Source organism: Providencia sp. R33 (genome assembly GCF_019343475.1).
GTDB lineage: Bacteria > Pseudomonadota > Gammaproteobacteria > Enterobacterales > Enterobacteriaceae > Providencia.
In genome coordinates, this window is record NZ_CP072453.1 from 2981145 (window position 1) to 3000311 (window position 19167).

Here is a 19167-nt window from a genome sequence, read left to right on the forward strand (position 1 = left end):
CTAAATAGCAAATGGATATGGTAGGTTATTACGTTAGATGCAGAATAAAAAACTGATGTGTTTCAGTAGGTTTTTTGTAAATACTAGTGTTATATTCTAGTTAAATTTAAATTAATCCGAGTGAAACTCGGAAAATACAGCCTGACAAAATTTTTCTCTCTAAAATCAAAAAATCGGTTACAGATCACTCTGGCAGGATGAGTAACTGCAACCCTTGCAGGGAAACAGATAAAACATCATGAGACTCACTATTATTCCTTTGGTCAATCCTACTGAGCACCAGTATCAGGACTTGGATAAAATCTGGCCAGACCAGAACAAAGAAAAACGTATACAACCGTTTGATGAAACTAACTTAATTTATGCGGCGCGCTTCAATGACAGATTACTTGCCGCAGCGAAAGTCACCATCAACCAAACACAGGGCGTTATCGCTGATTTTTGTGTGCGCGAAGTGACCCGTAGGCGAGGAGTTGGGCTCTATTTACTGCAAGAAATTCTTAGGGTGCATCCAGACGTCTCGGTATGGCAATTTAAGTTTGATGGGTTAGATGAAAAACAAATTCAAGTCATGCATGCATTTTTAACCACTTGCGGATTTCATGCCACTTCGCAGACTGGTGTATGGGAATTTAAAATAGGCCATTTAGATGAGATTGAATAAAATTCACCATGTTGCGATTATTGCTTCCAACTATGAAGTCAGTAAGGATTTTTACTGTCGCATTTTGGGGCTGAATTTACTCAGTGAACATTATCGCCCTCATAATGACTCATGGAAGGCCGACTTAGCGTTTGGTGAACATTATCAAATTGAACTATTCAGCTTTGTTAATCCACCAGCAAGGCCCAGCTACCCAGAAACCGCGGGGCTTCGCCATTTGGCTTTTAGTGTTGATGAGCTAGATGAGTGGATTGCCTATTTAACAAAACAAGGCATTGCATGTGAAGCGGTGAGGACTGATCCCTATACACAAAAACGCTTTACGTTTTTTGCTGACCCTGATGGCCTGCCATTAGAGCTGTATAGTGATAAATAGGTGAGAAGTATATTTTGGTTAGATGCGTAAATTAATGATATGAGTATCTGCATCTATTCCCGCTTAGGGGCAATAAATGCAGATAACTTGAGGCGAAATGGACTACATCTCGTCGTCGCTTTCTTCCATTGCCAGACGCAATTTTTTCATTGCATTTTTTTCTAGCTGACGAACACGTTCCGCAGAAACACCGTATTTATCGGCTAATTCCTGCAATGTGGTTTTGTTGTCATCATCTAACCAACGAGCACGAATGATGTCCTGACTACGCTCATCTAATGAGTCTAGCGCGTCGGCCAAACGGTCAGTGGCATGGCTTTCCCAGTTATCATCTTCTATTGAGCCTGCAAAGTCCGACGATTTATCCTGTAAAAATAACACTGGTGCGACTGGGCCACCAAAATCAGCGCTGTCGTCGTCATCTGACATATCAAATGCCATATCTTGCGCCGCCATGCGTGATTCCATTTCGCGGACATCTTTGGTGCTTACCCCAAGTTCTTGAGCGACCATATCCACTTCTTCTTGATTAAACCAACCAAGACGTTTTTTGTTTTTTCTTAGGTTAAAAAATAATTTGCGCTGTGATTTTGTCGTGGCAACTTTAACAATTCGCCAGTTACGCAGAACATATTCATGAATTTCCGCTTTGATCCAATGCACCGCAAAGGAAACGAGGCGCACCCCCACTTCAGGGTTAAAACGGCGCACTGCTTTCATTAGGCCTATATTGCCTTCTTGAATTAAGTCAGCTTGCGGTAAACCATAACCTGCATAACTACGAGCAACGTGAATAACAAAGCGCAAATGCGATAAGATCAGTTGCTTTGCAGCATCCAGATCGCCGTTATAATGCAGCCGTTCAGCAAGTTCCTTTTCTTCCTCAGCGGTGAGCATTGGGTAAGCATTAGCCGCCCTAACATAGGCTTCAATACTTCCTTGCGGAACAAGCGTTAATGATTGCATGTCTTTGGTCATTCAGATCCTCTATAAATATTAGGAATGAAATTTATTTGATGTTGATAACCGCATAGGTTAACAATGAAAAACGATATGCAGCAAACAAGTAGATAGCTTACCAGTTTCACCGCATTAAATAAATTATATACAAGAATTGTTAACGGTGGGTCAATATAAGACAAAACAATTCAGACTAAGTTCATTTTTAAATTAAATATCTAATATAATCAAGGGCTATGGTAATATGTTCTCCGATAGCCCTCATTGAAAACCACAAGAAAACAGACAGTTACTCAGGTGTAAAATGGCGTAAATGTTGCAGTGTCGCTAACCATGCCGCGATCCAACCAACCATGGCTGATAACAAGAGGATTAATAGGGATTCCTCCCAAAGTAACCCTTCAATATGGAACTGTGTACCAAATACACTCGCAACTTGTGCCACGCCACTACCTAATTGCCAGACTAATAAGAAGGTCATTGCCAACGAAATAATCGCCCCGACACCACCGAGCACAATACCGCCGTTTAAGAATGGCCGCATAATAAAGCCATCCGTTGCACCAATCAACTTCATCACATTAATGGTATCTCGGCGTGCAAAAATATTGAGTCGGACACTATTTCCTATCACTAAGAACAGCGACACAATCATTAGAATACCAATGACTGAAGCAATTTTTCCGACTAAGCCCGTTAATGAAGCAAGCCGCGCAAACCAGCTATCGTCCATGCGCACTTCTTCGATACCATCGACTTGGCCGACTCGGTCCCTCAATGTGGTTAAGACATCCGAACCTTCAAAATCAATTTTTGGTGTAATAATAGCCACCGCAGGTAATGGGTTTTCCTCTAACATATCCAAAGCGGTACTAAAGCCTGACCAACTACGAAACTCGCTCATGGCTTGATCTCGTGATAAATAATTCACATGATCAACCCCTTCAAGTGCTTGTAGTTGTGTTACGACATTTTGCCCACCTTGCTCATCAAGGGATTTATCCAGATAAACAGTGAGTTGTGGAGTCGGATACCACTGCGCCGCAGCCTGAGAGACGTTTTTCCAAACTACATAACATAAGCTAGGTAAGGTTAATGAAATCGCAATCACCATGATGGTCAAAAAGGTTGCCAAAGGCTGCCGGAGCATATCTGCCAGTGCATTTAGCCAAGAATAACGCCATTGTTCGCGCCATCCCCCTTTTAGTGCCTTGCTTTTGGATTGCATGGTACGCTCTGGCTTGGCTCTTCGGGCATTCTTAGCCATGTTGACCTCCAAGCATCCGGCCTTCACTTAATGTTAAAACACGGTAGTTGCGACGTTCAATCAACGCGACATCATGCGTTGCCATTAAAACAGTCACGCCCACGCGGTTAAATTCTTCAAATAGGCGCATAATTCCTTCCGATAATTCACCATCAAGGTTACCTGTTGGCTCATCCGCTAATAGCATTGTCGGCTTATTAACCACCGCGCGAGCAATGCCCACACGCTGTTGCTCACCACCAGATAATTGAATCGGAAAGTTTTTTGCTTTATCTAATAAGCCCACTTTATCCAAGGCCGCAGAAACACGTCGACGAATATCTTCCGTGCTAGCGCCAGAGATAATCAGTGGCATCGCAACGTTGTCATACACTGTACGGTCAAATAGCAGGTGATGGTCTTGAAAAATCATCCCAATCTGCCGACGCAGAAAAGGGATCTCCCGATTTTTCAACCGACTAATATCATGACCATTAAACAAGATATGACCCGCACTTGGGCGTTCGATGCCACAAATGAGCTTGAGTAACGTACTTTTACCTGCACCTGAGTGACCTGTTAAAAATGCCATCTCCCCGGGTTGTAGATGAAAATCAACCCCTTGGAGAGCTTGGCGGCCACCGCGATAAGCTTTACTAACATGTTCAAAGCGAATCATCGAAAATTATTCCTCTCGGGCAAATAGGGCCTCGATAAAGTCATCGGCTTTAAATGGACGTAAATCTTCAATCCCTTCACCGATACCAATATAACGAATTGGAATACCAAATTGATCGGCAATAGAGAAGATTACGCCACCTTTTGCTGTGCCATCGAGCTTAGTCAATGTTATACCTGTCAGACCTACCGCTTCGTCAAAAAGTTTCGCCTGACTCACTGCATTTTGTCCTGTGCTCGCATCCAGCGTTAGCATAATTTCATGCGGTGCACTTTCATCCAGTTTTTTCATCACTCGGACGATTTTCTTCAATTCTTCCATCAAATGCGATTTGTTTTGTAAGCGGCCAGCGGTATCCGCAATCAATACATCAACACCTTTGGCTTGGGCTGATTGAATAGCATCAAAAATAACCGATGCAGGATCCGCTCCAGTGTGCTGCGCAACAACAGGGATTTTATTGCGTTCACCCCAAACTTGTAATTGCTCAACCGCAGCAGCACGGAACGTGTCCCCCGCAGCCAACATCACGCTTTTGCCTTCAGATTGATATTGGCGAGCCAATTTACCAATCGTGGTGGTTTTACCCACACCGTTGACCCCAACCATAAGAATAACATAGGGTTTTTTATCTTCGATCACGAGCGGTTTATCAACTTTCGCTAAAATATCAGACATTTCCTCACGCAATTTGCCATACAGCGCTTCGGCATCTTTGAGATCTTTACGACTTGCATGAGCCGTGAGGTTGTCGATAATTTTACGTGTTGTCTCAACACCAACGTCCGCAATGAGTAATTGTTCTTCTAATTCATCGAATAAATCATCGTCAATTTTCTTACCTGTAAATAAGCTAAGAAAACCTGATCCCAGATTTTGGCGAGTTTTTAATAACCCTTTCTTCAGCCTAGCAAAGAAACCCTCTTTTTTCGGTTTTTCTTGCTCTTTTGATGAATTATTTTTTTCGTCTTCCAAACGAAGACGCTCAGCTTCGGCTTCTTCTTCCGCTAAACGTGCAGCTTCGGCAACTTGGCGTTCTTGCTCTGCTTGTTCTTCCGCTAAACGTGCGGCTTCAGCAGCTTGGCGTTCTTGCTCTGCTTGTTCTTCCGCTAAACGTGCGGCTTCGGCAGCTTGGCGCTCTTGCTCTGCTTGTTCTTCCGCTAAACGTGCGGCTTCGGCAGCTTGGCGCTCTTGCTCTGCTTGTTCTTCCGCTAAACGTGCGGCTTCAGCAGCTTGGCGTTCTTGCTCTGCTTGTTCTTCCGCTAAACGTGCGGCTTCAGCAGCTTGGCGCTCTTGCTCTGCTTGTTCCTCCGCTAAACGTGCGGCTTCGGCAGCTTGGCGCTCTTGCTCTGCTTGTTCTTCCGCTAAACGTGCGGCTTCCGCAGCTTGACGCTCTTGCTCTGCTTGTTCTTCCGCTAAACGTGCGGCTTCAGCAGCTTGGCGCTCTTGCTCTGCTTGTTCTTCCGCTAAACGTGCAGCTTCTTGCAGTTCACGTTCTGCTCTGTCTTCAGCTTCTTTAATCGCCGCTAAATCTGCTTGGCGTTGTTGCTCTACTGCTTCCTCCGCAGCCTTGACCGCTGCCAATTCAGCTTCACGCTGACGCTCCAGCTCTTCTTCCGCAAGGCGTTGAGCCGCTTCTTCTTGGCGATCGCGCTGTGCTTTTTCTTCTGCTAGGCGCGCTTCTTCTGCGGCAAAACGCGCTTGTTCTGCTTGCTCTTGCGCCGCTTTAATCGCCTCTAGCTGAGCCTTACGTTCAAGTTCCGCTTGTTCTGTTGCAGCTTCTATTGCGGCTTGTTGCGCTGCATACTGGCGTTCCGCTTCATCTTCCGCTGCTTTAATTGCAGCTTGCTCCGCTTGGTATTGACGTTCCGCTTCTGCGGCAGCGGCATCTTCTACGGGGTGTTGGTTTTCAACTTCGTTTGCAGTTTCTGCCTGCTGAGCTTGTTGTTTTTGAGTCTCTTCTTCATCTTTACGACCAAAACCTAGCCATGAAAAAAAGCCTTTTTTCTTGTCTTTAGCCATCTGCCACTACACTCCTCGCGGTAAAAATATGGCGCTCGATAATCAAATCGCAATCAAATTACATGCAGTCTATCATTTCATCGCTCTGCAACACATATCTGAAAGAAAAATCCTGACAATTTAATCGAAATTTTTATGTTAAAACTGTGAAAACGACACGCTATAATCGAAATTCAGACAATTAGGGGTAACAACACTGCAACTTCTCCCCTGACAGGTATACAATGGTAACAATCATTTTTAAGTAAACAATAAGCTAAGTAGCAATACACATTATGGCAAAAAAACCACAATCAGCGCCTTTAGGGCAAATTCGTATCATTGGTGGGAAATGGCGTGGGAGAAAGCTGCCTGTCCGTGATAGTGAGGGCTTACGTCCAACCACAGACCGCATCAAAGAAACGTTATTTAATTGGTTAATGCCTGTTATTCGGGACGCACGCTGCCTTGATTGCTTCGCAGGAAGTGGTTCATTAGGTTTCGAGGCGCTTTCTCGCTTCGCTCAAAGCGTGACATTCATTGAGCTAGATAAACAAAATGCGCAATTGCTCACTGAAAATAAGGCCCGTTTACAAGCGGATGATGCAACCGTTGTCACCAACAGTAGCCTGACTGTATTAAGCCAACAGGGAACCCCTTTTGACGTGGTATTTATTGACCCACCATTTCGCAAAGGCTTACTCAACGAAACAATTCAATTGCTCGAAAAAAACCAATGGCTAGCAGACGAAAGCTGGATATACGTTGAGTCAGAGGCGGAGTCACCACTTACTGACCTCCCTACAAACTGGCAGCTTCATCGCGAAAAAATTGCTGGCCAAGTTGCTTATCGCCTGTTTATTCGAACCTCACTTTAGGAAAAAAGTATGTTAATTAATGTTGGTCGCCTGCTGATGGTTTGCGTTTGGGGTTTTATGGTATTTAATTTAATTCACCCATTCCCTAAACCATTGAAATATTTCATGGATATCGCAATGGTCTTTATGATTTTCATGCACGCATTACAAACTATTTTCCTAAAAGCCACTTTGCCTAAAGGTGAAAAAATTTCTGGTTTAGTGCAAACGCGCATCTTTTTCTTTGGTGTCTTCGAAATGTTAGCGATGCAGAAAAAAACGAAAGCTGCTTTAGAAAAAGCCAAGAAAAATAAGTCAGAACAATAGATTATTTGGGTTCAAAACGAATATACCGCGTTCCTTGCAGAGTAAGTTTACCTTCACGCTCTAGCTCAACTTCGCGGTATTGTTCTTCTGTTACAATCGTTTTAATCACCTCACCGCTGGCTAACGTTTTAAAATAAATTTCGTAGCGGAAAGCTTCAGGTGAAACGACATCCCGTTCGCGAGAACGCATGTTAGGATAAGGGTAATCTTTTTTGCTATCCACCTTAACTAAGTAACTAACAGGCAAGGAATTATCGTTAATTTCATTTTGCTTGCGTTGATCAAAAAAACGTTTAGTGGCAAGCACGGCGATAATCGCAATAACGATAATTAATAATATTGGCTTATTCATAATTTGTGCATTTCGCTTAAAAAGATCCTAACTATAGTTTATCTTATTTGTAGAAACAGAACACGTTATCTCAGTGAACGGCTTATTACCGTTTCATTTATTGAACTTATAAGGATATGTGTATGATTAGTTGGCCATTTCTCGCAGTGCTCTTCTCTGGCTGGTTATATGTCGATGCTGCCTACCGCGGCCCAGGATGGCAACGTTGGTTATTCCGCCCTATTACGCTGTTATTGTTACTCTTTTGGGGGTGGAGTTCGGATGATTTAAATCTGCAAAATTACCTTATTCTTGGCGGATTATTAGTTTCACTGATAGCTGATCTCTCGCGAATGTTTTCAAGTGAACACTTACTAACTTCTGTCGCCCTCATGTTTCTCAGCTACCTGATTTACACAATTAGCTTTGGTATGCAATTAAACTTTGGGCTATTTTTACCTTGGTTAGCGGCACCACTGATAATTGCAGCCATCACTCTGGTTCTTATTTGGGGCAAATTAGAAAATCTACAGGCTATTGTTTTTGCCTCTTTAATTATGTGTATGATTATGGCCTGGGTCGCTGGCGACCAATATTTCGGCCTTGGGCGCGAATATAACTTTTCCATCATGGTGGGAGCATCGTTACTCTTTTTATCTAACTGCGTATGGTTAATTGCCCATTTCCGCTTACCGTTCAAAGCCTCAAAAGCGGTTGTCGCTGCATTATATTTTCTTGGTCAATTCTTTATTGTCCGCGCAATTTATTTATGATTTCTCCCGTAATAAGTGCCAATTGATAAAAAATGCTATTTGAGAATTTTATCAGTTGGCGCCCCTCATTTTGTTTGACTCTAGAGTAGACTCCAGAGTGTAGACTTATCAACAATCAGTGATGGAACTCATTATAGTTGGATAAGGGGGCGCTTATGCACTCACACTCTCATAAAGAAAATCATACACATACAAGCTCATGTTGCTCAAGCACTAGTGCATGCTCATCCACGGTGACACAAAACGGTGCGCAGGCGAGTAATGACTCACATGTTCATGAGCATAGCGATGCAAAAAAACATCCCGATGACGATGAAGGATCCCACCGACACAGTGGTGGGTCTCACTCAGGTCATGACCATGGATCTCACGACCACCAACATGGTGGTAGCTGCGGATTAACAGCAAATGCCGTTGATGAAGTTGAGCCTTTGCAGGCTGCTGGGCAGCGTTTTAGCTGGGTTATCCGCGGAATGGATTGCCCAAGTTGCGCCAATAAAATTGAAAATGCGGTTGGCCAAATCGACGAAGTTAAACAAGCCAAAGTTTTGTTTGCGACTGAAAAATTAGTGGTTGATGCAAATACTGACATCAGTGTGGCAGTACGTTCTACCGTAGAAGCCGCAGGCTATGAATTACTTGAAGTCGGTAGTAATAATGCAGCATCTATTGCACCGCCACAAAGCTTACTGAGTGAAGCTAAGCCTGTCATTATCTTAGCAATACTGATGGCAATCAGCTGGGGAATTGAGGCATTTAGCCCGAAAATCGGGAATATTGCTTTTATTTTAACCACGTTATACGGGTTATATCCTATCGCGAGCAAATCATTACGTTTAATTCGTACTGGTACTCCTTTTGCTATCGAAACATTGATGACCGTTGCTGCTGTAGGGGCAATTTTTATTCAAGCCACAGAAGAAGCCGCTATGGTTATCTTGCTGTTTATGCTAGGAGAAATGCTCGAATCTTATTCTGCTGGCCGTGCTCGTCGTGGGGTCAGCGCATTAATGGCACTGGTTCCTGAAGATGCAATTCTCATTAAAGATGGGCAAAAAACCACCGTTCCTGTTGCACAACTGCGCCCAGGGGACATTATTGAAGTCGCACCAGGTGGGCGCTTGCCAACAGATGCCGTGTTAGTTTCAGGTTTTGCCAGCTTTGATGAAAGTGCGTTAACAGGGGAATCCGTTCCTGTTGAACGCAACATTGGCGAAAAAGTCGCTGCTGGCTGCTTATCTGTTGACCGCGCAGTGCAAATGAAAGTGGTTTCAGAGCAAGGCCAGAATGCGATTGACCGTATTTTGCAGCTAATTGAGGAAGCTGAAGAACGTCGAGCCCCCATCGAGCGCTTTATCGACCGTTTCAGCCGTATTTATACGCCAATTATCATGTTAATTTCAGCGTTAGTGATTATTATCCCACCAATTTTCTTTTCTGCACCTTGGGAAACATGGATCTATCGCGGCTTAACATTGCTATTAATCGGTTGTCCGTGTGCGCTTGTGATATCAACACCTGCAGCGATAACCTCAGCCCTTGCGACAGCAACACGTCGCGGCGCATTGATAAAAGGTGGCGCTGCGCTTGAACAGCTTGGCACAATTACCACTATCGCCTTAGATAAAACCGGGACGCTGACGGAAGGTAAACCTCACGTCACTAATTTAGTTCCTGTTGATGGCATGACCGAAAGTGAATTAGTGCAAATCACAGCGTCTGTTGAGGTTGGTTCACACCACCCATTGGCAAAAGCGGTTGTAAATAAAGCGGAAGAGCTGTCTTTGTCAGTGACTGAAGCACAAGACCGTAAAGCGCTTGCAGGAAAAGGTGTTGAAGGTGTTCTTAACAATAAACGCATACTGGTTAGTGCACCAAATCGCTTAGAAACTCCATTAGAAAATGAATGGCAAAGCAAAGTTGACGCATTGGAAGCTGAGGGTAAAACGGTCGTTGTCACATTGGAAGATAACCGCGTTATTGGTTTAACTGCGCTGCAAGACACACTTCGCACAGATGCCAGTGACGCGATGAGCATGCTCAAAGCGCTCAATGTCAATGCCGTGATGTTAACGGGGGATAACCCGCGTGCTGCTAGTGCAATTGCAGGTCAATTAGGTATGGAGTTCCGTGCGGGTTTACTCCCAGAAGATAAAGTGACTGCAGTTATGGAGCTAAACCGCAACCATAGCACCATGATGGTCGGTGATGGCATTAACGATGCCCCTGCAATGAAAGCCTCGAGCATCGGTGTGGCAATGGGCAGTGGTACTGACGTCGCGTTAGAAACAGCGGATGCGGCTTTAACTCATAACCGTTTAACAGGCTTACCAGAAATTATTGCGCTATCCCGTGCAACGCGGAAAATTATCCGTGAAAACATTACGATAGCGCTTGGGCTAAAAGGCGTATTTTTAGTCACCAGTTTACTCGGGATCACTGGACTTTGGGTAGCAGTGCTTGCGGACTCAGGTGCTACCGCGCTTGTAACCGCGAATGCTGTACGGTTACTTCGAGTAAAATTACCTCAAGTGAAAAAGTAGTGTTTCATCAACTAAGCAAAGCGCCCAATGTGGCGCTTTTTTTTCGAATCACAACTTAATATAATCAATTATTACAATTAGTTAATTGTCATCTCATGCGTAATTTTAGGACAAACTTTTTATCTGTGAGTCCGAAAGTTGCGTAAAATTACCCACGTAAACAAGCTATCTGTTGAGTGGGAAATCGATATGGTAAAACAGCGTAATTCAACACCCCATGACGCCGCCTTTAAAGGGTTTATGTCTAAAGTTGACAATGCGCGTGACTTTTTTGATATCCACCTTCCCACCAATATTAAGCAATTATGCCATTTCGACACATTAGCGATAACCAACACATCTTTTATTGATAAACAGCTGCGTTCGCGTTTCTCAGATGTATTGTATACCGTCGAAACACAGCAAGGTGATGGGTATATTTATATGTTAGTTGAGCACCAATCATCGCCTGATAAGCTCATGGGATGGCGGTTGATGCACTATGCTTTTTTAGCCATGAATCAGCATCTACAACAAGGCAACAAAGACCTACCGTTGGTTGTGCCTGTATTATTTTACCACGGAAAAGTGAGCCCTTATCCATATGCTCAACCTTGGACGCATTGCTTTCATTGGCCGGATGTCGCATCAGATTTATATAGCAAAACATTTCCCATTGTTGATATCACGGTTATTGATGACAATGAACTCGTCAATCATCGCAAAGTCGCCGTCATGGAGCTTGCAATGAAACACAAGGACTTACGCGATGAGTTTCAACGGGTTGTTCCTTTGTTGGCTCAAGCGCTCAACCAGCACTATAATAATGACGATGACATCATCACAATCCTTAATTATCTCTTTATTACCGTGGACTCTATTCATTTTGAATATATTGTTCAGCAACTGAGTGAAGCAACAGAAAAACATCAAGGGGTTATCATGAATATTGCGCTGAGATTACAAGAAAAAGGCCGTAAAGAGGGCATTGAAGAAGGACGAAAAGAAGCTTATGAACAACAACTTACCACTGCTCAATATCTTTTAAAAAGCGGTGTCGACTTAGAATTAATTATTAACAGTACAGGCTTAAGCCGTGAAGAGATAAACTCGGCGTCAAAATAGATTAAGCATCTTTAAAAATAATCAATTAGGCTATTTAAAAAAACTTACTTTTCACTGTTTAACTCTATACATGCGCAAGAACAGCTGCCGCCCCTAATGGCAACGGCCACACTGTTTCTCACACAATAACCTATAACCCGCTGGCTTTTTTACGCAACAAATAACGGTAAGGGGCGCTTTCAGCTTCAACTGCCAGCAAGTCATGCTCCATAAAACGGCAAAAACCGGGAATATCACGGGTCGTTGCGGGGTCATCGGCAATAATCAGTAACGTCTCGCCTTCTGCCATATTCCGCACAGTTTTACGTACTAACATCACAGGCTCTGGGCAGCGTAAGCCAAGAGTATCAAGGGTTTTGGTTGCGTTGGTAAATAAATCAGACATATAAACGACTTCTTAAAGAGATCAATAGATTGATTATATAATAAAACGCGCGTTGATGAATGAACAGTTTTGCTTTTGTTGCGCAACGGGCGTATGATGCGCTACTCCCGATTTAGGGATGAATTTCATGGGTTCCCTCACCCCATTGCGACTAAAAAGGTACAATATGTTTGATTTTACTGTGCAGCAAAAAGCCACTGCGTTAATTTGGCTATCTTTATTTCATATTTTAATTATTACATCCAGTAACTACCTTGTGCAGTTGCCGATTAATATTTTCGGCTTCCATACTACATGGGGCGCGTTTACCTTTCCCTTTATCTTTTTGGCCACTGACTTAACCGTCCGCATCTATGGCGCACCGCTTGCTCGGCGAATTATTACCGCAGTAATGTTGCCTGCTCTGCTGATTTCTTATGTTATTTCTGCGCTATTTTTCCAAGGTGAATGGCAAGGTTTTACCGCACTCTCTGAGTTTAACGTATTTGTTGCGCGAATTGCTGCCGCAAGTTTTATGGCATATGTACTTGGGCAAATTTTAGATGTCAGCGTTTTCAATAAATTACGTCAAAATGCACGTTGGTATGTTGCTCCTGCTTGCGCCATGTTTTTTGGTAATTTAATTGATACCATCGCATTCTTCTTTATCGCCTTTTTCCGCAGTAGTGACCCATTTATGGCAGCAAACTGGGTGGAAATCGCATTAGTCGATTACGTCTTTAAGTTACTTATTTGCATGCTGTTTTTCTTACCTGCTTATGGCGTTTTACTGAATTTTATCTTGAAATACTTCTTTGCGAATTCAGAAAAAAAACAATTAGTTCGTCAGCATTAAGCATAAAAAAGGAGATAGCGAAATGCTATCTCCAACTGGGTTAAACTGAGCTAAAACAAAGAATAACAACCCTACAATTCAGTTAATTATAATGCCCTTGCTAAGAGTGAAATCGGGTGCTCGCATTTTTTACTTGTGGACATCTCTATTTGCCATTTACAGGTTTCACAGTCTGTAATAACCATATCAGCGCCGCTTTCCTCTATCTGACGGAAGAGCCCAGCACCAATACCTTGTGAAACTTCATAATTCTCTTTCTTAAATCCATAAGTCCCTGCAATACCACAGCACTGGGAATCAAGCACGATCAACTCAACACCGGGTACACGTTTGATTAGTTCTAGCGTGTAGGATGTCCACCCCATTTTTTCCATATGGCATGGCGTATGGTAGGCCACTTTTAACGGGGTATGTTTCAGTTTGAGTTCGCGCCCTTGCTCTAACAGGCGATAAATATAGCGCGTTGCGAGCTCAATGTTATCGCGCATTTCTGAAGTGTCTACATCCAATACATGGGTATATTCATCACGGATGGTAAATGTACACGTTGAGGACGTCGCAACTACAGGTATATGTTTTTCGAGGATAGTTTCCTGAAGTGACTCTAAGTTAACATTGGCTTGGCGTTTTGCTTGCTTCATAAACCCGTTGGCAATCAATGCGACACCGCAACATTTTTCACGTTTAAGCAGTTGTACACCAATGTTCATGCCATTAAAGACTTTAATTAAGTCTTTCCCTAATTGCGGGTGGTTGTAATTCACATAGCAACCATGGAAAAAAGCCACTTGTTCTTCAAATTTAGCTTGCTCTGCGGCTTGTTTAGAATACCAACGACGGAATGTGCCAAATGAATATTTTGGCAGTTCACGGCGATGGTCGATTTTTAGCGCTTTATCCAGAATTTGGCGCACAGGTTTTAACCCAGTGATGGTATTTACCACTGGTGCAAACGGCGTAGAAAGCGAGCCCATTAAATCCGTATGGCTAAGAATTGCATCGCGAATTTTCGGCTTTTGCTGACTGTAGGTATTTCTTGCACGCGCAATAATATCACCAATTTTCACGTCCGATGGGCAAGCGACTTCACAGCGTTTACAGTTAGTACAATATTTCAGTGCCTCATCATAGAGCATTGGGTCTTTTAAGCGTAAACGCTCACCGTCTGGCCCCGCTTGTTTTGGGCCTGGATACAATGGGTTCACTTTCGCGACGGGGCAATATGTTGTACACACTGTACATTTAATACAGCTTTCAAAGCTTGCATCTTGAATACTCATTGTGCCACCTCCGCCTGCATCGCTTTGTTTTTATTCACTTCATTAATGATTTCATTCGCGGCAAATAATGCGCTAATCATTGAAACTCCCGCACCGCAGCCTTGGGTTAATGGGTCAAAACCCCCAAGTACCGCACCTGCGACATACAGGTTTTCAATCGCTGCACCTGCTTTTTGAGCCCGCAGCTTTTCGTCTGTTTTCACGCCAAAGGCCATATAAGGTTGGGAAGCAAAAAACTCTTTATTAGTCCACTTCGCTCGCTCTGAGATTTCACATAAATCTAAATTCATCAGCGGTTCATACACACGGTCAAACTCGGCGACCAAACCATTATTAAAGAAGCTACCTGTCGCCAACACAAAATGTTTAGCCTTGAGCGAAATATCCCCGTGATTACGCGTCTGCACAGACTCAATGCGGCCGTCTGAATAATTCACTGACGTAACCTTATCCCCAGGCATGACAATCCCACCTTGGCGACGAAACTGGCGTAATAACATCTCATGCAGGCGAATGCCTAATAATGATGGTGGCAAAGTAGGTAATAAATACAGTTGTTTACCTAGTCGTTTCTGTAACTCCAACATCGGTTGTTCGCTGTCCAGTCCTATACAAGCAGGCATAAAAACAGCTTCTGCATCAGCAATTAATGGCGAAATTTCTTCAACGATTTGCGCCATGTTTTCCGGTCTATCAAGCCAGCGAGCGACATTGATCGCTCTAAATTCACTTGGATTTTCGCGTAGACGGTCAAGTAGTGGCAAATGCACATAATGAGCACTTGCCTGTATCCCTTCACGCTGTAACTCATCAGCCACCATTTGCGGCTGAAAATCCAAGAACCCTTCAATACCGACAATGGCAATTTTGCTGGCATCCATTTTTTGATGTAATCCAACCGTAGGGACTGACTCGGGACTCAGCCACGTCATACGTTTATGGCCTAACGGTGTAATGCGATAATGATTTTCTTCGCAAGAACCTTTTAAGCGAACTCCCGTTTGCTGCAAGATGGATTCTGCCATTCTAGCCAGTTCGGTAACTTGGTTTTCCCCCATCAAACTATAGGGGTGAAAAGGCGCTTGCGATTTTAACTCTCCGAGCATTGTCAGTGGTTTTTCTGTAATTTGGCCATCGGGTAAATGGGTTAATAAATCCAATGAACCCGATGAAAAATGCAGTGCATTTTGCCCTGCACTCACCATTGCGCAAGACAGATCAGACTGGGTTAGGCGAATACCGCAAAGCAGCCCCGCGAGGCCGCCGCCCATCACAACGACATCATATTTCATTATCCGCCTCCTTCTGAGATGCTTTGCCCAATGTGGCTTCATTCATCCCACATAACCCATGATAAACCCAACTGGTGAACTCACTTTCGCGCAATGCATCCCCCCAAGCAATGGGGCGTACGCCTTTCCAACGCTCATTGAGGAAATGACCAAGTTGCTGCTCAGTTTCATGTGGTGTCGTGACATTAAATCGGTTGAGTAAACCTGCCGCACGACAAGCGCACAGCTCCCCTTGGCAAGTCCCCATCCCTACGCGAGTACGGCGACGTAAATCCAATAAGTTGTTTACTGTGAGCGAATTGACGGCATAACGCACCTCTCCTGCGGTTACAGCTTCGCATTCGCACACTAAACTTTTATCTAAGCGATCAGTACTTAAAATGGCAGATGCACGGTCACCGTGGCGGTAAACCGCAGAGCCACGAATTGGCGCAGGAATGGATACCACGTTGCGCAAGGCTTCTTCTGCACTGTGTTGAGAACCCGGAAGTGGTGCTTCTGCTGTTGTACATTTTGCAGAATGCCCCAGTTTTTCACAGACTTTATCCGTCGCCCACTCCGCCATCAGACGATAAGTCATTAATTTACCACCTGTAATGGTGATAAAGCCTTCCATTCCATCGCGTTTTGCATGATCTAGAAGGACAATGCCGCGGCTGACATTTCGCCCTGAAGGGTCATCATCACTAGCAACTAAAGGGCGAACCCCTGCATAGGCACGTAAAATGCGCGTTGTCGCCAATGCGGGTGATAACATCGAACCTTCACGAATAAGAATATCGACCTCTTCTGGAGTGACGTACATATTATCGATTTGGTCATATTCAATATGTGTGGAAGTCGTCCCAATTAGTGAAATCGTATCACCTGGCACTAAGATGTCCGCATCCGCAGGTTTACGGCAACGGTTGATCACCATGTTATTTAACCGATGACCTAAAATGAGCAATGCCCCTTTTGCAGGGAACATTTTGATTTTTAGCTCGCCGTATTCGGCAATTTTTTGCCCCCAGATCCCACCTGCGTTAACGACAATTTCGGCGTAAATGTCATACTGTTTTTTTGCCTGATGGTCGTACACAGTGACACCGCGAACAGTATCACCGTCGCGAATAAGGCCAATAACTTCATGGTAAGTCAGTACTTTTGCACCATGTTCTCTGGCATCTAACATATTTGCAGCGGTTAGACGAAATGGGTCAACGGTGCCATCAGGTACGCGAACAGCACCAATTAAGGCAGGGTTGACCGATGGCTCAAGACGGATAGCCTCTGCGGGGTCAATGGCATTTGCGTCAATACCTGCACTTTGGCAAGCCGTGATAAATTTTTGCTGATAATCGAGACTGTCTTCAGGCAAGGTAATAAATAAGCCATCCGTTCGCTCAATACAATGATGGGCGATCCGCTTTAAGATTTTGTTCTCTTCAATGCATTCTCTTGCCGATTCGCTATCAGTTACCGCATAACGCGCACCACTGTGGAGCAAACCGTGGTTTCGCCCTGTTGCGCCAGTCGCGATGTCGTGCCTTTCAAGTAAAACGGTTCTTAGACCTCGGCGAGCGCAGTCACGAGCGACTCCTGCACCTGTTGCGCCACCACCGATAATGATGACATCCGTTTCAGTCACAGATGAGCCATTCATGTTGCATCCCTCACATTAATAAACATTTCTATAATCGATAAGTATAGATTCTATTTTTATAATCTATTATTAAATATAGAGCAGAAACGCGATCAATGTTTGATAAGGAACAAAAACGAAAGCGATTTGTACATTTTCAGTGTTATAAAGAACAATATCGTGATGAAAGTCACAAAATAATTAACATTTCTAGTTCCATTCCATTCACAAATGTCATTTACTATGCAACCTCATAAACAAAATCAATAATTGTGCGTTGGATTACAGATAAAATGTTTTCTAATGGATACAATTTAGAGCAATTAAGAAAATAAAAGCTCTTAAATTACTCGGTTGTTTTCGTTTTTGTTACTTCACCAATAATAAACACTCAATCTTTCTCAACATTGAGAGCGATCAAGTGTAAATAAATATTAGCATGCCATCGGAGGCGTATATGTTAAGCATTTTTAAACCAGCACCTCATATAGAGAGGCTGCCAGCTGATAAGGTAGACCCAGTCTATCGTAAGCTTCGCTGGCAGATCTTCATGGGTATTTTCTTTGGTTACGCAGCGTATTATCTCGTCCGAAAGAACTTTGCCTTAGCAATGCCATACCTTGTTGAGCAAGGGTTTTCTAAAGGTGACCTAGGTTTCGCCTTATCAGGGATTTCAATTGCTTACGGTTTTTCTAAATTTATCATGGGGTCATTCTCTGACCGTGCGAACCCACGCTATTTCTTACCCGCTGGTTTGATACTGGCTGCTGCGGTGATGTTGATCATGGGCTTCGTGCCATGGGCGACATCGAGCATCATGGTCATGTTCGTGTTACTGTTCTTTTGTGGTTGGTTCCAAGGTATGGGTTGGCCTCCTTGTGGACGTACCATGGTTCACTGGTGGTCACAAAAAGAACGTGGTGGTATCGTTTCTGTTTGGAACTGTGCCCACAATGTTGGTGGTGGTCTACCGCCGTTACTGTTCCTGCTCGGTATGGCATGGTTTAACGACTGGAAAGCCGCTCTTTATATGCCTGCATTTGCCGCGATCCTTGTTGCCCTTATTGCGTTTGCATTAATGCGCGATACGCCACAATCCTGCGGTCTTCCGCCAATTGAAGAGTACAAAAACGACTATCCTGCTGACTATAAAGCTTCCGATGAAGAAGAGTTAACAGCAAAAGCTATTTTCATGAAGTATGTTTTCCCTAACAAACTTCTGTGGATGATTGCAATTGCCAACGTGTTCGTATATTTACTGCGCTACGGCGTGCTTGACTGGTCACCAACTTACCTGCGTGAAGTGAAGCACTTTACGATGGATAAATCCTCATGGGCATACTTTATGTATGAATATGCAGGTATCCCAGGAACACTGCTGTGTGGTTGGATGTCAGATAAAGTGTTCCGCGGTAACCGTGGTGCAACAGGCGTGTTCTTCATGATCCTGGTGACCATCGCAACTATCGTATTCTGGATGAACCCAGCGGGTAACCCGAATGTTGATATGGCATGTATGTTAATCATCGGTTTCTTAATCTATGGTCCGGTCATGTTAATTGGCTTGCACGCACTTGAATTAGCACCGAAAAAAGCAGCAGGTACTGCAGCTGGCTTTACAGGGCTATTCGGCTACCTCGGTGGTTCGGTCGCGGCAAGTGCTATCGTCGGTTATACCGTTGACTACTTCGGTTGGGACGGTGGTTTCGCCGTCATGATTGGTGGTTCAGCCCTTTCTGTTGTTCTGCTGTTCATCGTGATGCTTAGCGAAAGCAAACATAAACGCGAATTAGCGAACTCTCAATAAACATTTCGTTTATGAATAAACGCTAAACCTGAGGGCTATATCATCATGATATGGCCCTTTTTTTATCCAAAAAGTGCCAAGGA

General features: G+C 43.8%; 18 protein-coding genes. 9 read left to right on the forward strand and 9 right to left on the reverse strand.

Translation table 11 applies throughout. From position 1 onward, the window contains the following. Positions 1 to 238 precede the first annotated feature (238 nt). Both panM and J6836_RS14000 read left to right on the forward strand, forming a co-directional pair. Positions 239 to 664, forward strand: a complete 426-nt coding sequence (gene panM / locus J6836_RS13995) for an aspartate 1-decarboxylase autocleavage activator PanM (RefSeq protein ID WP_219244620.1) — start codon at positions 239 to 241, stop codon at positions 662 to 664. Continuing rightward, positions 651 to 1040, forward strand: coding sequence for a VOC family protein (locus J6836_RS14000; protein WP_219244621.1), 390 nt, complete (start codon positions 651 to 653; stop codon positions 1038 to 1040). The genes panM and J6836_RS14000 overlap by 14 nt, the downstream gene beginning before the upstream one ends. Before the next feature lie 102 nt (positions 1041 to 1142). On the opposite strand, the gene rpoH is transcribed toward J6836_RS14000, so the two are convergent. The 4 genes from rpoH to ftsY form a co-directional block, all read right to left on the reverse strand. Continuing rightward, positions 1143 to 2018: an RNA polymerase sigma factor RpoH gene (gene rpoH, locus J6836_RS14005; protein ID WP_219244622.1), complete on the reverse strand. Its 876-nt coding sequence runs from the start codon at positions 2016 to 2018 to the stop codon at positions 1143 to 1145. Between the two features lie 271 nt (positions 2019 to 2289). Beyond that, entirely contained in the window at positions 2290 to 3267 is a 978-nt protein-coding gene (gene ftsX, locus J6836_RS14010) for a permease-like cell division protein FtsX (protein WP_219244623.1), read from the reverse strand. Then, positions 3260 to 3925 (reverse strand): cell division ATP-binding protein FtsE, encoded by a 666-nt coding sequence (gene ftsE, locus J6836_RS14015; RefSeq protein WP_206083498.1) that lies wholly within the window; start codon positions 3923 to 3925, stop codon positions 3260 to 3262. Before ftsE ends, ftsX begins: the two co-directional genes overlap by 8 nt. 6 nt (positions 3926 to 3931) lie before the next feature. Next, positions 3932 to 5947 carry a signal recognition particle-docking protein FtsY gene (gene ftsY, locus J6836_RS14020; protein ID WP_219244624.1) on the reverse strand — a complete coding sequence of 672 codons (2016 nt, stop codon included), beginning with the start codon at positions 5945 to 5947 and terminating at the stop codon, positions 3932 to 3934. Between the two features lie 275 nt (positions 5948 to 6222). On the opposite strand from ftsY, the gene rsmD reads away from it, so the two are divergent. Both rsmD and J6836_RS14030 read left to right on the forward strand, forming a co-directional pair. After that, entirely contained in the window at positions 6223 to 6804 is a 582-nt protein-coding gene (gene rsmD, locus J6836_RS14025) for a 16S rRNA (guanine(966)-N(2))-methyltransferase (protein ID WP_219244625.1), read from the forward strand. A gap of 9 nt (positions 6805 to 6813) precedes the next feature. Continuing rightward, a complete protein-coding gene (locus J6836_RS14030) occupies positions 6814 to 7110 on the forward strand; it encodes a DUF1145 family protein (protein ID WP_219244626.1) in 297 nt (98 codons plus the stop codon). A gap of 1 nt (position 7111) precedes the next feature. Here the strand turns inward: J6836_RS14030 and J6836_RS14035 are convergent, their stop codons facing one another. Beyond that, on the reverse strand, positions 7112 to 7462 hold the full coding sequence (locus tag J6836_RS14035; protein WP_219244627.1) for a DUF2500 family protein: 351 nt from the start codon (positions 7460 to 7462) through the stop codon (positions 7112 to 7114). A 122-nt stretch (positions 7463 to 7584) separates the two neighbouring features. On the opposite strand from J6836_RS14035, the gene J6836_RS14040 reads away from it, so the two are divergent. The 3 genes from J6836_RS14040 to J6836_RS14050 all read left to right on the forward strand — a co-directional run bounded on the left by J6836_RS14040 (position 7585) and on the right by J6836_RS14050 (position 11861). Next, positions 7585 to 8214 carry a lysoplasmalogenase gene (locus tag J6836_RS14040; RefSeq protein ID WP_219244628.1) on the forward strand — a complete coding sequence of 210 codons (630 nt, stop codon included), beginning with the start codon at positions 7585 to 7587 and terminating at the stop codon, positions 8212 to 8214. A 155-nt stretch (positions 8215 to 8369) separates the two neighbouring features. Next, positions 8370 to 10757, forward strand: a complete 2388-nt coding sequence (locus J6836_RS14045) for a zinc/cadmium/mercury/lead-transporting ATPase (RefSeq protein WP_219244629.1) — start codon at positions 8370 to 8372, stop codon at positions 10755 to 10757. A 189-nt stretch (positions 10758 to 10946) separates the two neighbouring features. After that, a complete protein-coding gene (locus J6836_RS14050) occupies positions 10947 to 11861 on the forward strand; it encodes an Rpn family recombination-promoting nuclease/putative transposase (protein WP_219244630.1) in 915 nt (304 codons plus the stop codon). A gap of 130 nt (positions 11862 to 11991) precedes the next feature. Here the strand turns inward: J6836_RS14050 and tusA are convergent, their stop codons facing one another. After that, positions 11992 to 12246, reverse strand: coding sequence for a sulfurtransferase TusA (gene tusA / locus J6836_RS14055; protein WP_219244631.1), 255 nt, complete (start codon positions 12244 to 12246; stop codon positions 11992 to 11994). Between the two features lie 166 nt (positions 12247 to 12412). Here tusA and J6836_RS14060 point away from each other — a divergent pair, with 166 nt between their 5' ends. Further along, on the forward strand, positions 12413 to 13081 hold the full coding sequence (locus J6836_RS14060; protein ID WP_219244632.1) for a 7-cyano-7-deazaguanine/7-aminomethyl-7-deazaguanine transporter: 669 nt from the start codon (positions 12413 to 12415) through the stop codon (positions 13079 to 13081). Between the two features lie 86 nt (positions 13082 to 13167). Here the strand turns inward: J6836_RS14060 and glpC are convergent, their stop codons facing one another. From glpC to glpA, 3 genes are read right to left on the reverse strand one after another with little or no spacing between them, the layout of a single operon-like run. After that, positions 13168 to 14361 carry an anaerobic glycerol-3-phosphate dehydrogenase subunit GlpC gene (gene glpC / locus J6836_RS14065; RefSeq protein WP_219244633.1) on the reverse strand — a complete coding sequence of 398 codons (1194 nt, stop codon included), beginning with the start codon at positions 14359 to 14361 and terminating at the stop codon, positions 13168 to 13170. Then, the gene (gene glpB / locus J6836_RS14070; RefSeq protein WP_219244634.1) at positions 14358 to 15653 is read right to left on the reverse strand and encodes a glycerol-3-phosphate dehydrogenase subunit GlpB; all 1296 of its coding nucleotides are present in this window, start codon (positions 15651 to 15653) and stop codon (positions 14358 to 14360) included. Before glpB ends, glpC begins: the two co-directional genes overlap by 4 nt. Further along, positions 15643 to 17298, reverse strand: coding sequence for an anaerobic glycerol-3-phosphate dehydrogenase subunit A (glpA, locus tag J6836_RS14075; RefSeq protein WP_219244635.1), 1656 nt, complete (start codon positions 17296 to 17298; stop codon positions 15643 to 15645). The genes glpB and glpA overlap by 11 nt, the downstream gene beginning before the upstream one ends. A 436-nt stretch (positions 17299 to 17734) precedes the next feature. Here glpA and glpT point away from each other — a divergent pair, with 436 nt between their 5' ends. After that, positions 17735 to 19084 carry a glycerol-3-phosphate transporter gene (gene glpT / locus J6836_RS14080; RefSeq protein WP_219244636.1) on the forward strand — a complete coding sequence of 450 codons (1350 nt, stop codon included), beginning with the start codon at positions 17735 to 17737 and terminating at the stop codon, positions 19082 to 19084. Positions 19085 to 19167 lie beyond the last annotated feature (83 nt).